At 43.7% G+C, this 14,508-nt stretch carries 17 protein-coding genes; 6 read left to right on the forward strand and 11 right to left on the reverse strand.

Annotated features, from left to right (window positions below; all coding sequences use genetic code 11):
- Window positions 1–207 precede the first annotated feature (207 nt).
- The 9 genes from QZ735_RS07635 to QZ735_RS07675 form a co-directional block, all read right to left on the reverse strand.
- Window positions 208–978, reverse strand: coding sequence for a hypothetical protein (locus QZ735_RS07635; protein ID WP_294246426.1), 771 nt, complete (start codon window positions 976–978; stop codon window positions 208–210).
- Window positions 979–1,058: 80 nt separating this feature from the next.
- Window positions 1,059–1,364, reverse strand: coding sequence for a hypothetical protein (locus QZ735_RS07640; RefSeq protein ID WP_294246431.1), 306 nt, complete (start codon window positions 1,362–1,364; stop codon window positions 1,059–1,061).
- 48 nt (window positions 1,365–1,412) lie between these two features.
- Complete coding sequence (locus QZ735_RS07645) at window positions 1,413–1,898, reverse strand: hypothetical protein (RefSeq protein ID WP_294246434.1); 486 nt, start codon at window positions 1,896–1,898, stop codon at window positions 1,413–1,415.
- A gap of 97 nt (window positions 1,899–1,995) precedes the next feature.
- A complete protein-coding gene (locus QZ735_RS07650) occupies window positions 1,996–2,733 on the reverse strand; it encodes an SDR family oxidoreductase (RefSeq protein WP_294246437.1) in 738 nt (245 codons plus the stop codon).
- Window positions 2,734–3,091: 358 nt separating this feature from the next.
- Window positions 3,092–3,664, reverse strand: coding sequence for a Crp/Fnr family transcriptional regulator (locus QZ735_RS07655; protein ID WP_294246442.1), 573 nt, complete (start codon window positions 3,662–3,664; stop codon window positions 3,092–3,094).
- A 196-nt stretch (window positions 3,665–3,860) separates the two neighbouring features.
- The gene (locus tag QZ735_RS07660; RefSeq protein ID WP_294246446.1) at window positions 3,861–5,270 is read right to left on the reverse strand and encodes a hypothetical protein; all 1,410 of its coding nucleotides are present in this window, start codon (window positions 5,268–5,270) and stop codon (window positions 3,861–3,863) included.
- A 385-nt stretch (window positions 5,271–5,655) separates the two neighbouring features.
- Window positions 5,656–6,474 carry a DUF2314 domain-containing protein gene (locus tag QZ735_RS07665; RefSeq protein WP_294246449.1) on the reverse strand — a complete coding sequence of 273 codons (819 nt, stop codon included), beginning with the start codon at window positions 6,472–6,474 and terminating at the stop codon, window positions 5,656–5,658.
- Window positions 6,475–6,554: 80 nt separating this feature from the next.
- Entirely contained in the window at window positions 6,555–6,872 is a 318-nt protein-coding gene (locus QZ735_RS07670) for a hypothetical protein (protein WP_294246453.1), read from the reverse strand.
- Window positions 6,873–6,875: 3 nt separating this feature from the next.
- Window positions 6,876–7,304: a DUF4268 domain-containing protein gene (locus QZ735_RS07675; RefSeq protein ID WP_294246455.1), complete on the reverse strand. Its 429-nt coding sequence runs from the start codon at window positions 7,302–7,304 to the stop codon at window positions 6,876–6,878.
- A gap of 300 nt (window positions 7,305–7,604) precedes the next feature.
- On the opposite strand from QZ735_RS07675, the gene QZ735_RS07680 reads away from it, so the two are divergent.
- From QZ735_RS07680 to QZ735_RS07705, 6 genes are all read left to right on the forward strand, one after another.
- Window positions 7,605–8,012, forward strand: a complete 408-nt coding sequence (locus tag QZ735_RS07680; protein ID WP_294246457.1) for an Rrf2 family transcriptional regulator — start codon at window positions 7,605–7,607, stop codon at window positions 8,010–8,012.
- Between the two features lie 89 nt (window positions 8,013–8,101).
- Window positions 8,102–8,794, forward strand: coding sequence for a phosphoadenylyl-sulfate reductase (locus tag QZ735_RS07685; protein WP_294246459.1), 693 nt, complete (start codon window positions 8,102–8,104; stop codon window positions 8,792–8,794).
- 18 nt (window positions 8,795–8,812) lie between these two features.
- Window positions 8,813–9,721 (forward strand): sulfate adenylyltransferase subunit CysD, encoded by a 909-nt coding sequence (cysD, locus tag QZ735_RS07690; RefSeq protein WP_294246463.1) that lies wholly within the window; start codon window positions 8,813–8,815, stop codon window positions 9,719–9,721.
- Between the two features lie 164 nt (window positions 9,722–9,885).
- On the forward strand, window positions 9,886–11,127 hold the full coding sequence (locus QZ735_RS07695; RefSeq protein WP_294246466.1) for a GTP-binding protein: 1,242 nt from the start codon (window positions 9,886–9,888) through the stop codon (window positions 11,125–11,127).
- Window positions 11,128–11,137: 10 nt separating this feature from the next.
- Window positions 11,138–12,022: a sulfite exporter TauE/SafE family protein gene (locus QZ735_RS07700; protein ID WP_294246468.1), complete on the forward strand. Its 885-nt coding sequence runs from the start codon at window positions 11,138–11,140 to the stop codon at window positions 12,020–12,022.
- Between the two features lie 92 nt (window positions 12,023–12,114).
- Window positions 12,115–12,405, forward strand: coding sequence for a putative quinol monooxygenase (locus QZ735_RS07705; protein WP_294246471.1), 291 nt, complete (start codon window positions 12,115–12,117; stop codon window positions 12,403–12,405).
- A gap of 204 nt (window positions 12,406–12,609) precedes the next feature.
- On the opposite strand, the gene QZ735_RS07710 is transcribed toward QZ735_RS07705, so the two are convergent.
- Window positions 12,610–13,488, reverse strand: a complete 879-nt coding sequence (locus QZ735_RS07710; protein WP_294246474.1) for an NAD(P)H-binding protein — start codon at window positions 13,486–13,488, stop codon at window positions 12,610–12,612.
- Between the two features lie 78 nt (window positions 13,489–13,566).
- Window positions 13,567–14,136: a Crp/Fnr family transcriptional regulator gene (locus QZ735_RS07715; RefSeq protein WP_294246476.1), complete on the reverse strand. Its 570-nt coding sequence runs from the start codon at window positions 14,134–14,136 to the stop codon at window positions 13,567–13,569.
- Window positions 14,137–14,508: the final 372 nt, after the last annotated feature.

Genomic DNA, 14,508 nt, shown 5'->3' on the forward strand with positions numbered 1-14,508 from the left:
CTGCCGGTCAGTCAGGCGAAGATATTTCTTTGTCATGAACTCTGATTTTGTGGTGAAATACAAAGTTCCGACTGACCGACTTATTTTACAAATTATTTCTAAATTTCTTTTTAAACAAGCTCTTATAATTGATGGAACAAAGGTCAGTATATCCACAGGCAAAAAAGTAACCGGATCCGCGAAGGATGTATCCGGATCGTGAATCCGTCACAAAACAGGATCGTACTGCAGGTCTGTAATCGTTTGGTTCTGCAAAGTGAGGCAGAATCCGAAATCGTGGTTATAGTAATCCTGAATCAGTAATTGGGTATAAATGATTCCCTGAGAGTCAATTTCCACCAGGACGTCCCAGATATCAAGCCCGTTGAACCAGTCCGGATCTGTTTTCTCAGGTTTATAATCGCTATCGGCAGCTTTGTAAAATGCGATGAGTTCTTTTTCCAGTCCCGAAAGCCATTCAAAATGACAGATCAGCTGAAGAAGGATGAATTCGTCAGGCTGTATTTTTGAGAAGATATCGATGTCTCCGGTCTGCACATTTTTATTGAAGATCACCAGTTTCGTGATCCGTGTTGAAAAGGCGATCCGGTACATGCTTTCTTCACGGCTTACGGTAAAGTCATCAAAAGAAAGCCGGATCTGTTTTTTCGGTTCCGATGCCTCTCTGAGATCACGGTACTGCTTTTCCCTGACGTTAACAACAGGATTTCCTTTCCTGAGTTTCAGGATAAGTTTCAGGGCTTTTTCCTTTTCTTTTTTCCCGGCAGTGCTGATAACGGATTCCAGAATTTTTTCAGCTTTGTTGCGGTATCCCAAAAGGTGATAGGATTCAGCAAGGATGTAATTTTCTTCAAAAGACCTTTCTTTCTCCTGCAGATCATAAGTGAGGTCAAATAATTGATGAACCGTATGTACTGAAACTGTTGTTCTTTTAAATTCCAGTGACAGTTCTATAAAATAAGGGAGTAGTCCGCTCATTATGTTTCAATTGTAAAAGTAAGGCAGAAGCCGGTCGGTCTGAATCCGGGACCTGCCGTGGAGTATTTGAAAAGCATGCATTACAATAGGGCCGTAATGGTGCCGTGGCCAATAGGTTTATCACCCTCGAAAAAGTCGAAGTCCATTCCTTCATACAGGGTTCCGGTAAGCTTCTCCGGCTGAAGCAGGGTAACTTCGGAAGTAACCGTGTCTCCCGGAAACACCAGGTCTTCTTCACCGCTGAATTTCTGGATGGCAATAAACAGGTTTTCATCGAACGGGAATTTGATAACGGGCCTGTGATCTGAAGATACGGGTGCGGTAAGCCCGCCTGCTTCGGTAGAATCATAGGTCAGCAGAGCGGTAAAATGAGATGTTGTATTCATAGAATAAATTTTGTAAACAGGCACAAGATCTGTGCCTGTTTCTTCATGTTATTTACACGGTACCGGATCCAGCACATCGTTATATACGGCTTTGGAGGCATCTTTGTAAACCAGGTGGCCGTTGTTTTTCGGATCGGTCAGCTCGCCGGTTTTACCATACAGTTTGCCGTTTTCAATTTTCATGATTTTGGTTTCCGTCTGTTTACTGCCTTCAATGGTATAGTCATATAGCAATTCCATTTCATGGTCAGAAATCAGTTTTCCGGAAAGCGTGCCTGTTGCGCCGTCCTTTTCCCAGGGCTGCCAGGTCATCCGGCCTTTCACATCGTTACCGGAAACCGTGAGCTGTACGGTAGTGGTATCTTTATTTTCCGCTCTCAGAAAACAGTAATCCCCTTTCAGCGGGGTTGCGGAAACCTGTTCCGGCTGTTCGTTTTTTGTTTCTGCCGTACCATCCGTCTTATGTTCCTTGCTACAGGAAAAGGTACAACATATCACACCAAGGGTGATAGGGAAAGAAATTATTTTTTTCATATCATCAGATTGTAAAGAAAATCAAATATGCTGAATTGTTTCCAAATAAAAAAGAGAAACCCTAAAGTTTCTCCTTATGATCATTAGATTTGGAAATTTACCACGGACTGATCCCTGTCTTGTCCTCAATATCGTTGCTGAAGTATTGGCCGGTCGGGCCGTTTTCACCGATCAGGGTGTGCTTTACGATAAATGAAGCGGCACTTTCTACGGAACCCGGACCGCTGTGATGGTTGAAATCCGTTGCGGTATAGCCGGGATCAATGACATTCACCTTAAAAGGAAGCGCTCTCAGTTCATAGGCAAGAACAATGGTATAGGCATTCAAAGCGGATTTAGAAGGCCCGTACGCTGCATTTTTAACATGGTAATATTTCCATTCCGGATCGCTGTGCAGCGTCAGTGAGCCAAGACCCGAGGTAATATTGCTAATTCTCGGGCTTTCCGATTTTTTAAGCAGTTCCAGAAATGCCTGGGTAACCGTAATGGCCCCGAAAAAATTGGTTTCGAATACTTCCCTGATGTTTTCAACAGCGGTAGATTCTGCAGTCTGTGGCTGAACGCCGAGAATTCCGGCGTTGTTAATCAGGATATCCAGCTTCCCCTGTTCCTTTTCAATCTGTTCTTTTGCTTTCAAAACAGATTCCTGGTGGGTAACATCCATCTCAATGGCTTTGATGTTCTGAAATCCTTTTTCACCCAGTTCTTTTACTGCTTCCTGGCCTGCGGCAAGGTTGCGGCTGCCCAGGTAAATGAATAATCCTTTTTGGGAAAGTTGTTTGGCGGTTTCCAGCCCGATGCTTCTGTTGGCTCCTGTGATCAATACGGTTTGCATATTTTTTTATTTAATGAATTACTGAAGCAAAATTCAGCCAATTTTTCCGGCCGGCATTTGCCATTTGGCAAAAAGAGAGTATCCGGCGGAAGATCTGATGATTCAGCTTTAGCTACAGGTGAGCAGGTTTAGCCGAAGCCGGATGTATGCCGTTATCATGTTATCGGGCTGAAGCCCGACGCTATTGATTGATTGATTGATTGATTGATTGATTGATTGATTGATTGATTGATTGATTGATTGATTGATTGATTGATTGATTGATTGATTGATTGATTGATTGATTGATTGATTGATTGATTCGAATGATTAAACCCAAAACACCTCAAATCATGTATGATATCAAATCCACATTTTTTCACAGCTTCACATTCTTCCTGATCCTGCTCAGTGATGACTGGGTGACGCCAAGATAGGAAGCGATGTAAGATAGCGGGATCCGGTTTACGGCAGAAGGGTAGATCTCCATAAATTTCAGGTAGCGCGTCGTGGCATCTTCAGACACCAGCGGGCTTCTTCTTTCGACCTTCTGCATCAGGGCCCGGGAAATAATCTTATGCACAATAGCATCAAAGCCTACAATGGTCTGTAAAAGCTCCATCCAGTCTTTTCTTTCAAAAATAATCAATGTACAGTCGGTGACGGCCTGTACATAAGCACTGGAGCAGATCTGGTTATCAAAGCTCTCGAGATCGACCACCAGGTTATTTTCCTCGATAAAATATTTGGTGATTTCTTCGCTTTTGTTATTGTAGTAGCAGACCCGCAGAATACCGTCCATCACAAATCCTACCTGCTTCGCTATTTTGCCGGCTTCGGAAAAATATTCCTCTTTCGGAACCGTAATTTCCTTAGCCTTTGCGGTAATAAAATCCATCTGCTGCGGATTGAGGTTGCCGAATTTCAGGATAAAATCAAATAATGCTTTCATGCAGGCAATTTAAGCAAAGTTTGAGGTCCGGCATTTGTCATTTGGTAAATTTTTTCTTTATCCCGTCGATTGCCGGTGCAGATGATATGCCCTGAAATAAAACCGGTAAGGTCCCATGGTGAGGCCTTACCGGAGATCAATTAATTCCTGAATGATTAGGTTATGATAAAACAGGGACCGAGATTTCTGCAGCCTGTTATTTTATGGTAATACTCATGTTGGGAACCACGATATCACCGGTAGATCCGGTATAGCGCTGGGCAAATATTTCTATGTAGTCATTCGTATTGAGCTCGGTAGTACCGTTGATAGGAAGTACCACGATATCATTGGCGGCAGACCCTCTTCCGTAAACTTTATATTGCGTAAGAGCGGTACCGTTTTTGGCGATGTAGATGATGTAAGTCCCTGCTGCCGGTACCTGGAAAGAAACGGATCCTGATACCTGGAAAATTCTTTTCTTCTTACCTAAATATCTCAACCGGTTCGGTACATTGTCTGTAGAAAACCTGAACAGGTTGGATGAGGTGGAAACGGAAGTTGCCGTTCCTATCTTTACGATATTACTTGGGTTGGAAGTATTGAAGCTGACCCCGATCCCGGTGCCTACCGCATAGTCCACCGTAAAATCACCCACCGCATTGGCGTCGGTCTCCGTAGGGATTCCGGCTGCTCTTACATTCCAGCTGTTGTTGAAATTATATCCTGTATAGGTTCCGGTCGTGTATGGCCTTACATAACCGGCAGTAGTGTTTCCTGTAAAGACCACGGATTCCATCACCGCATCGCCGGTAATGGTAAGTCCGGCGGCAGAAACGTCAAAGCCCACGGCGGTACCGTTTACCTGGCTGAAGCCGCCCTGTTTTTCTACCAGCATGAAAGTGCCGGTAAATCTTTCATAAGTCCCGCTGTTGTTCCCGAACCAGCCCATATTGCTGAGCAGCAGCTGGGTAATATTATTATAGGTGATCCCGTTTGTATTTCCGGTGAACTGGATAATGCTGGCGAATACCAGTCCGAATCCTGAAATGGTGCCCACAGCATTGGAATTGGCAACAATACAGTCGCGGACCACTAAATTCTGGGTAGCAGAGGCATTCAGGTTGAAGACCGTACCTCCGGGAGCGGTCATAGTTAAGCTCCTGATGCTGCCACCGGTGGCTCCGTCGAAGAGGGTGCCGGAAGTCCGGGACAGGATATCATTTTCAGAGTCCAGTCCGGAGATATAAGCATTGTTGATATCAATAGGAAGGTCAAAATTAATCTGGCCGTTGATTTCATACAGGGTATTGGCATCCAGTACATATTTGGTATTGTTACCGGCAGTACGTTCGGCAGCCAGTACGGTAGCCAGTACATCGGTGGATTTGATGCGCTTGAAATTGGATCTTCCTGTCAGGCCGCTGGCAATGGGAGACCAGGAAGCGGCGGAGCTTGCGTAGTAATAAAACAGTTTTGCCGTAGTATCATATACCATTAGTCCGTCTGCGGGTGAAACAATGGCATTCCGTTGGGCAGTGGTCATTCTCGGGGCCAGCATTCCCCGTGTGGTGGAGCTCATATCCAGCAGGGCACTCGCATCCGGCGCAGATGTTCCTATTCCCACTTGGGCTTTACCCGTCAGAAATATCAGTAGGAAAATCAATGAGAGGGAGATTGCGGAATTGTTGCTATTAGGTTTGTAAAAATTCATCATAAAAAAGTTAAATTAAATAATTCAGGCGTAAATTTTGAGGACACTGCAGCATTTGATTTTTATTTTTTAGCCTCATAATCAATGTAATACCCTGTTTTCCGGCAAATGTAATAATTCTCTTAATAATGATTTGTGATTAGGATCACAAAGATTTCAAAAAGAAGGCAACAAGTCTGCTGACCGTATCCCGTGACCGGAAAAATTTAATTATTGATCGGTAAGACCTGAAAAAGCCGGAAAAATGAAAATTTTCCGGCTTTGTTTAATAGATGATCTATCCTGTTAAGCGTTTCAATTAGTCTGTCAGCACCGGGATGAGGTGTTCCCAGTTCAGCTGCTTTGCAAAATCCAGGGCTGTTTTTCCGGTATTGGTCTTTATATGTTTATCGGCTCCTGCCTTTAATATCACCTCTACGGAACTGAGGTTCCCGGCGATTGTTTCCGTGTGCAGAAGCGTATACCCATCAGCGTCCCGGCCTGTTATTTCAGCGGGATTTTCAGTGATGAATTTGAGAAACTCACCTTTCATATTTCTGCTCATCGGATGTTCGGTAAGATGCTCCGGGTGTTCCTTCTGTTGATATACTACTTCAATATCATTGAAATCCCCGAAATCCAGCTGCCATGCCTGATCGTGGGCTTTTCTCTCAGCCGGAGACATTTCCGAACGCATCTGCTGTATGGTAAACCCGCCGTATGCTTTCGGCAGTACGGCTGCTGAGGAGGAGAATAATTTTGAAAGGCCGGTTTGTTTTTTGGTCTTCTGGGGCATGGCAAAAAGCCAGTCGCTGATTTCATTCAGGGCAATTTCCACATCATCCCCGACCTTGATATTGGTCAGTTCATTAGGTTGGTTGATGAGGCGGCCTCTTATACGATCGCCGTTAAAATGAACTTCATTGATCCACATATGCTCAACGACAGGACTGTCAGAAGCCGGATCTTCCTGAGAAAAAGCAACCTTTACACAGGATACGCTGAGGGCCGGAATGATCCTCCGGTATTCCCATGATTGCTCTCTCCAGAAATATCTGAAAGTTTCCTGCGCTTTCCTGTAGGCTTCAGCCATTTCCGGATCCGCACCGTCGGCGAAAAAGATGGGATTGTTTTCCATTATATTTTTTATTTTGTGATTAAGTTTGTCTTAAAAGAAGACATTGCCTGTTCCTGAGAAATAGTGATCCGGATACTTTTTTATGGCAAGTCTCTTTTATTTCCGCATTTCGGACAGAAAGCAGCCTTGTTCGTGCGATAAGGTTTTCCGCAATTTTCGCAATCCGGGCCATATAAATCGACGAAATGATGCATGACTGCGTTTGGATTCGTTTCTTCATATCCGGTAGTTTCTTTATAGTAATCGAGCAGTTTTCTGAAATTTTCACTGACCGGGGCTCTCATCATGTTTTTTGCATTCTGAAAACCTTCAGCCAGGAATTTTTCCGCGATTGCAGCTTCTTCGGAATCGAGCATCGGCATATCCGTCCGGCATCTCCAGCAATATCTGATTTTCATACCTCAGACATCTTTTATGAAATCTTCATACTCGTAATAAAACCTTTCGAAGCCGTCCATCTTTTCCACGAAAAAAGCAAAGGTTTCCTGCCAGGTGTTTTTATTGAAAATGGAGACTCCGGTCTTTTCCACCCAGATCCTTGCCATTACTTTCCCGTTTTCCAGGGTATAATATTCGTCTTTAGTAAAGTCACCGATGAAATCTTTCAGAATGTCTTCCAGCGACCAGATTTTTTCATAATACGCATTCCGGAATACCTCATCTTTCATCTCGATATCCAGGGACACTTCCGCTTTCCTGTTATCTGCGTAAAATTTAAAGGCCATATCCTTGACTTTGGTGTCATACAGAATCCATTTTCTCGGAAAAGATTTCCCGAAGGCCGTCCAAAACTCTTTCTTTAACTGCTGTGCTTCCTGTTTACTGAACATAACACAAAAATAGGGAATTTGAATGAAATGAAATAAAATAAGGGGTTGGATGAGGGATGGACGGTCAGTCCGCATACCGGATATTCTGCTTAAGGTGACCGGTGCTTTCTTTAGATTTAAAAAACTAAAGCGACGGTATGCATCATCGTCGGCTATACCTGGGAAAGGGTAAAATAAAATTCCTACAGGCCGGGAAAAGAGAAAAGCAGGTCATAGACAATACCGTACATTCATTGATCCCGTCCCAACATCCTTTCTTTCCGCTTCCTTAATTCAAACAATTTTCTTATTTTTGTTGTAATGCTGTCTAAAAAATCTCAATACGCGTTTAAAGCGCTGTCATATCTTGTGGAAAAAAGAAATGACGGCCCTGTTCTGATTTCTGAAATTGCAGAGCATAAGAAAATCCCGTTGAAATTCCTGGAAAACATCCTGCTTCAGCTCAGGAAAGCCGATATCCTGGACAGTAAGAAAGGAAAAGGCGGCGGTTATTTTTTCCGGGAAAAGCCTGAGGATGTTTCCCTTTCCCGGATCATCCGCCTGGTGAACGGACCAATTGCGCTTTTGCCCTGTGTGAGTCTCAACTTCTACGAAAAATGCGATGACTGCACTGAAGACCATTGCGGCCTGCATGACGTATTGATTGAAGTCCGGGACGCTTCTCTGAATATCCTGGACAGAAAAACCATCATGGACCGGGTAGACTGATCCTGGCTCTTTTCCTGAAATTGTTAGTCTACTTATTTGGTAGGATAATTATTTTATCAGATATTTGTATTACTTCAAATGAATAAACGATGATTTCAACAGAAGATGCAGATACGCTGAAACAGCTTCCGGCAGAGGAGGGACTGAAATTTATTTCAGCCCGGTTTCCCGAAACAGCGGTTTTTTCCACTTCGCTCGGCCAGGAAGATCAGGTACTCACCGATATGATTTTTCGCAACAGGCTTCCGGTACAGGTCTTTACGCTCGACACAGGAAGGCTTTTCAATGAGCATTACGATCTTCTTTCCCAGAATAATTCAAGATACGGCATCCGGACGAAAGTATATTTTCCGGAGGCATCCGATGTGGAAAGCTTTGTTAATGATAAAGGGGTTAATGCATTCTACCATTCGGTTGAAAACAGGAAAGCGTGCTGCTTTATACGCAAGGTGAAACCTTTGAACCGGGCACTTCACGGAGCAAAAGTCTGGATTACCGGCCTTCGCTCCGAACAGTCGGAAAACCGCGAAGGAATGCCTGTCATCGAGTGGGATGAAGAGCGGCAGCTGTACAAATACAATCCGCTGATTGACTGGAATTACCGGCAGGTGCTGGAGTACCTGGAGCACTATAAGGTTCAGGAACTTCCGTTGCACAAAAAAGGATTCATCAGTGTGGGATGCCAGCCCTGTACAAGAGCTATTACCGAAGGCGAAAACCCGAGGGCAGGACGCTGGTGGTGGGAGAGTTCACACAAGGAATGCGGACTGCATTCCCGTTAATTAAAATTTAATTCATTCATGGATATACCGAAATTAGACTATCTGGAACAGCTGGAAGCCGAAAGCATTTACATGATGCGTGAAGTAGCAGCGCAGTTTGAAAAACCGGCCTTGCTCTTCAGCGGCGGAAAGGATTCCATTACACTGGTGCATCTGGCCGGAAAAGCATTTGCTCCGATGAAAATACCGTTTCCACTGGTGCACATCGATACGGGGCACAACTTTCCGGAGGCTTTGCACTTCAGGGACCAGCTGGCAGAAAATAGAGGAGCAGAGCTGATTGTACGGAAGGTGGAAGATACCATCAGGACAAAAAATCTGACGGAGCCCAAAGGCAAATTTCCTTCCCGTAACTGGCTGCAGACCCATACCTTGCTGGATACCATTGAGGAATTCGGTTTCGATGCCTGTATCGGCGGTGCCCGGAGGGATGAAGAGAAGGCAAGGGCCAAGGAACGGTTTTTCTCCGTCCGCGATGAATTCGGGCAGTGGGACCCGAAGCTGCAGCGCCCTGAACTCTGGAACATCTATAACGGAAGGATCAGCAAAGGTGAAAATGTGCGGGCATTCCCGATTTCCAACTGGACGGAGCTGGATGTCTGGAACTATATCCGGAAAGAAAACATTCAGTTGCCCTCCATTTATTTTGCCCATGATCGCAATGTGATTGAGCATGAAGGCCAGCTGATTGCCGTATCGGATTTTATACGGGTTGATGAAAAGGATACGGTGGTTACAAGGAAAGTCCGTTACCGGACCGTCGGAGACATGACGTGTACTGCTGCCGTAGAAAGCTCTGCCGGAACGCTGGATGAAGTCATCAGGGAAATCACGGCATCACGGATCTCCGAGCGCGGGGAAACGCGGATAGATGATAAAGTGACCGAGGCCTCAATGGAAGACCGTAAAAAAGGAGGTTACTTTTGATGAGTAATGAGCAATGAGCAATAAGTAATAGGTAATAATCAATTCAGCATGCCCTATTACTGTAATGTATTTATAAACAATCAATTTTAAACTTAAAAAATAATGAAAGGTGGATACGGGTGCTATTAAATTACCCTTTACCCATTACTCATTACCCATAAACAATGGACATACTAAGATTCATTACTGCCGGAAGCGTGGACGACGGGAAAAGCACCCTGATCGGAAGGCTTCTGTATGACAGTAAAAATATACTGGTGGATCAGCTTGAGGCACTGGAGAAGCAATCCAAAAATAAAAATGAAAACGGTATCGACCTTGCGATTTTAACAGACGGTTTAAGAGCCGAAAGAGAACAGGGAATTACGATTGATGTGGCGTACCGCTATTTCTCAACACCGAAAAGAAAGTTTATTATTGCCGATGCTCCGGGACATATCCAGTATACAAGAAATATGATCACGGGTGCATCAAACTCCCAGCTGATTATTATTCTTATTGATGCCAGGCAGGGAGTGATTGAGCAGACACGAAGGCACTCGATCATTGCTTCATTGCTGAAAATGAAAAATGTAGTGGTGGCCATCAATAAAATGGATCTTGTGCAATATTCGGAAGAGGTTTTTAACGATATCAAAGCTCAGTACGAACTGGTAGCAAAAAAACTGGAGCTGGAAAATGTAAGCTATTTCCCGATTTCCGCATTTTACGGAGATAATATTGTCGGCAGATCTGAAAACATGCCCTGGTATGAAGGCCCGGCGTTATTGGATTTTCTGGAAACCGTTGAGGTTAATCCGGATCAGGGCTTCAGCAGTCCCAGATTCCAGGTGCAGTATGTGATCCGCCCGCAAACGGATGAATTCCATGATTACAGAGGCTATGCCGGAGAAGTGATTTCCGGAATATATAAAAAAGGGGATGAAATTACCGTGCTGCCGCAAAACATCCAGACGAGGATTTCAAAGATTGAAACCGGTGGAAAAGAAGTGGATGCCGTTTTTGCCCGTCAGCCTGCCGTCCTGCATACGGAAGATGACATCGACATCAGCCGCGGCGATTTTATCGTAAAGACGGATGAACTGCCAAAAGTGGAAAATGAAATTGAAGCAGTAGCCTGCTGGCTTGACAAAAAGGTATTGAATGAAGGAAACAGATATTTTATTCAGCACAAAAGCAAGGTTGTTAAAGCGATTGTGAAAGAAATCGATTACAAAATTGATGTGAATACCCTGGAAAGAATACCGGTTCCGGATAGCATTACCTTAAATGAAGTGGCAAAGGTGCGTTTAAAAACAGCTTCACCGCTGGTGTATGACCGTTTTGAAGAAAACAATGCCACGGGAAGTGCTGTCCTGATTGATGAAACAAGCCATTCGACAGTAGGTGCCTTAATGATCTTATAAATTGAATCAGATGGTAATTTCAAGAAAAATCCAGCTCAGGCTGAATGTGTTTTTTGCTACGGTGGCTGTCCTGCTGATCACCTTTTTTTCAATGTACGAGATGGGATATCTCGATGAGCTGCTTACGGTTCTGGCAAAAGACAATTACATTTTCTACTGGATGCTTCTTGTCGGCTTTCTGGCAGAGATCGTAGCCGGTTCCATGGGAATGGGGTATGGTGTCATCTGTACGACTACGCTCTTATTTATCGGGATTCCTCCGCATGCGGTAAGTGCCAGCATCCATTCGGCCGAAAGTTTTACCACGGCAGCAGGCAGCATCAGCCATATCAGGCTGAAGAATGTCAGCAAAAGCCTTGTAAAGAAATTAGCCGTTCCGGCGGTCATCGGAGCCGTCATCGGAGCGGTTTCATTGACTTATCTCGGAGAATATTACTCTAAAATTACAAAAACGGTTATCTCGTTCTATACTTTGTATCTGGGAATCCAGATCCTATCGAATGCCTTTAAGGAAAAACAGGATAAAAAGCTGAAAAGGAAAACCAATTTGACAAGGCTGGGAGTAATCGGCGGATTTATCGATTCTTTTGCCGGCGGCGGCTGGGGGCCTCTGGTAACCGGAACACTGATCAGAAATTCTTTTACGCCGAGATTTGCCGTTGGCAGTTCTACCGTCGCAAAATTCGTTCTCACCCTTACGGCAGCCATTACCTTTATCTTCACCCTGGGCATCCAGCACTGGAATATTATTCTGGGTCTGCTGATCGGCGGCATTATTACCGCTCCTTTTTCGGCGATGCTCACGGCAAAGCTTCCGGTAAAGAGCATGTTTGTGGTCATCGGTACCCTGGTCATCATCATGAGTTCCATTACCATTTACAAATCAGTTTTTTAGCGGTACATACCGTAGATGTTGAAAAATAAAATCAGCGAAATATCTTTTCAGGCTTAAAAATATTCTACATTTACACCGCTAAAAAATTAACAATGAATATACATGTAGTGGCACTTTTTAAATTTAATGAAAACTACCTGATGGAAGCGGTGGAACTTTTTCAGACACTGGTACGGGAAACCCGGAAAGAAGAAGGCTGCCTTCAGTACGATCTTATTGAAGACAAAGACAACAAAGGAACTTTTTTCATGGTGGAATTATGGGCGAGCGAAGAGCACCTGAACCGCCACAACGGTCAGGACCACCTGCTGGATTTCAGAAGAGACGTTTCCAAAATGCTGGAAAGCTCAACCTTGGTCCACAAAGGATTTAAAACACTGTAATTATAATCCTCCTAAATTAGACCATTAAACTTATCAATAGCGTCGGGCTTCAGCCCGACGTAATGATAGCATGATAAAATCCGGCTTTAGCCAAAACATATTATAATTTGGCTAAAGCCGGATCATCATATCTCATAAAGTAAATGGGCTGAAGCCCATTTCTATTGACCGTATATTTATAGTATTCTATGTCATGGTCCGGCTTTACTTTATTTTAGGAACCAGATTTTCATCCATCCATTCTTTAATGGTAGTCGCTGTTTTGGATGTTTCTGTTCTTTTTTCCGTATCATGTAAGCCGTTGCCGATTGCCGTTAACATTTCAGTAAGGGAGATGGCAAATGCTTCGCTGGTATGATGCTTTTCCAAAAGAGTCTTTATATGATGCTTTTCTGAAACCTGCTGAAAACGGATCGTTTTTCCCGTTAATTCACTCATTTGTAATGCAATCTCATGGTAGCTGAGTTCTTCCGGACCGTGAATGGCAAACCCTTCAACACCCGTCCAGGTTGGATCTGTTAGGAATTCTACGGCTTTAGCAGCAATGTCTTTGATGGCGATCTGTGGAAATGGGTAATCTCCGTCCATGGGCAGAGAGAAAGTTCCCAGTGTTTTTAAAGAATTCTTTTGGTACAACAGGGTTTCAAAAAATACCGGGCAGCGCAATGCTCTTACGGATGCCCCGGATTGGCTGATGATATCTTCGCTCCGGTGAAGTGCGGTTATCAGACCTGCCTGCAGATGACTTCCTTTGCCGCCGCCGGACAGATAAACCACTCTTTTTGTCCCGGCCTTTTTAATGGCCCTAGAAGCTACTTCTGCAAATTCTTCGTAATAGGTATTTACATCTTCCTGGGTATTGCTCTGCGGTACACAGAAATAAACCGTATCACAACCTTGCAGGGCCTTTGTAAACTCATATTCGTCCAGCAAAGAGCCGGTGGCAACTTCCACTTTTTCTAAAATAGCGGCCGGTATTTTTTCAGGATTCCTGACAAAAACTCTGACCTCCTGTCCTTGCTCTACCAACTGCTGAAGAACCAGCGAACCCGTGTTGCCTGTCGGCGTTGTTACTAAAATCATAATTGACCTTTTTATGGTGTAATGAAGTACAAAGATGATGAGCCTGTTTTTTATAAACGTTGTCCTGGATTAACGTTTTCAGAGTTTTGATTTTAATCTGCTCAGCGTTTGCGGGGTGAGCCCCAGATAAGAGGCCACCATTTTGTTTGATAGCCTGGTCAGTAATTTCGTTTGATTGGTTAACACCCAACGGACTTTTTCGATGGCCTCTAATTTCTGGAAACAATAGATACGTTCCTGTGATTTGATATAGGCCAATTCTAAAATCTGCCGGTAGATAAAACCGAACTGCGGAACCGTTTCCACCAGATGAAAATAGTCGTCGCGGCTGATCACCAGCAATTCCGAAGGTTCGATAGTCTGCATGAACTCGAAAGCAGGTCTTTGGTTGATGAAGCTGGATACCGCAGTTCCGAAAGCATCTTCAAAATGGAAATACCTTGTACTTTCTTCTCCTTCATCAGTATTGCTGAAAAGCCTGATGCAGCCTTTATTTACAAAATAATACTGTTTGCAGATTTCGCCTTCTCTCAGCAGAAACTCGTTACGTCTGGTTTTTCTTAACTGAAAAAACGAGCAGATATGAGAAAGCGTTTCATCATCAGTTTCTGTTCTGGCTTTGATGTATTTTTCTAATTGGCTGTACATTCTAAATTCTGGTGCTTTTTAAGACGGCAGGTAGCTTTTAAATGGAGACGAAGCTGATCCGTTAGTTACTCTTAATTCATTTTTTCAGTTTACAAAGACGAATCAAAGGTAATCATTCTAATTGATAACCATTTTTGATAACATGAACCACGAAATGAAATTTATAAACTTCAAAGGTTCTGCTATTCTGTAATTTTAGGTGATATCTTCTTCCTACAAATAAAAGAAGCTGCCCAAATTTGGACAGCCTCTTTTTAGAAAAAATAGAAAGTATTGTTTTACAGGTGCATGGTCAATTTTAAATTATAATTAGTAAATTCACTATTCACTATTCACTATTCACTATTCACTATTCACTATTCACTATTCACC

Origin of the sequence: uncultured Chryseobacterium sp. (genome assembly GCF_913776365.1) — a bacterium.
Lineage (GTDB): Bacteria > Bacteroidota > Bacteroidia > Flavobacteriales > Weeksellaceae > Chryseobacterium.

Coding starts and splice junctions, on each gene's coding strand:
- QZ735_RS07665 (WP_294246449.1), bottom strand. CDS start 6,474: ATGGAAAACAATCCCATCTTTTTCGCCGACGGTGCGGATCCGGAAATG.
- QZ735_RS07655 (WP_294246442.1), bottom strand. CDS start 3,664: ATGAAAGCATTATTTGATTTTATCCTGAAATTCGGCAACCTCAATCCG.
- QZ735_RS07635 (WP_294246426.1), bottom strand. CDS start 978: ATGAGCGGACTACTCCCTTATTTTATAGAACTGTCACTGGAATTTAAA.
- QZ735_RS07695 (WP_294246466.1), top strand. CDS start 9,886: ATGGACATACTAAGATTCATTACTGCCGGAAGCGTGGACGACGGGAAA.
- QZ735_RS07675 (WP_294246455.1), bottom strand. CDS start 7,304: ATGTTCAGTAAACAGGAAGCACAGCAGTTAAAGAAAGAGTTTTGGACG.
- QZ735_RS07705 (WP_294246471.1), top strand. CDS start 12,115: ATGAATATACATGTAGTGGCACTTTTTAAATTTAATGAAAACTACCTG.
- QZ735_RS07680 (WP_294246457.1), top strand. CDS start 7,605: ATGCTGTCTAAAAAATCTCAATACGCGTTTAAAGCGCTGTCATATCTT.
- QZ735_RS07715 (WP_294246476.1), bottom strand. CDS start 14,136: ATGTACAGCCAATTAGAAAAATACATCAAAGCCAGAACAGAAACTGAT.
- cysD (WP_294246463.1), top strand. CDS start 8,813: ATGGATATACCGAAATTAGACTATCTGGAACAGCTGGAAGCCGAAAGC.
- QZ735_RS07685 (WP_294246459.1), top strand. CDS start 8,102: ATGATTTCAACAGAAGATGCAGATACGCTGAAACAGCTTCCGGCAGAG.
- QZ735_RS07650 (WP_294246437.1), bottom strand. CDS start 2,733: ATGCAAACCGTATTGATCACAGGAGCCAACAGAAGCATCGGGCTGGAA.
- QZ735_RS07700 (WP_294246468.1), top strand. CDS start 11,138: ATGGTAATTTCAAGAAAAATCCAGCTCAGGCTGAATGTGTTTTTTGCT.
- QZ735_RS07645 (WP_294246434.1), bottom strand. CDS start 1,898: ATGAAAAAAATAATTTCTTTCCCTATCACCCTTGGTGTGATATGTTGT.
- QZ735_RS07710 (WP_294246474.1), bottom strand. CDS start 13,488: ATGATTTTAGTAACAACGCCGACAGGCAACACGGGTTCGCTGGTTCTT.
- QZ735_RS07670 (WP_294246453.1), bottom strand. CDS start 6,872: ATGAAAATCAGATATTGCTGGAGATGCCGGACGGATATGCCGATGCTC.
- QZ735_RS07640 (WP_294246431.1), bottom strand. CDS start 1,364: ATGAATACAACATCTCATTTTACCGCTCTGCTGACCTATGATTCTACC.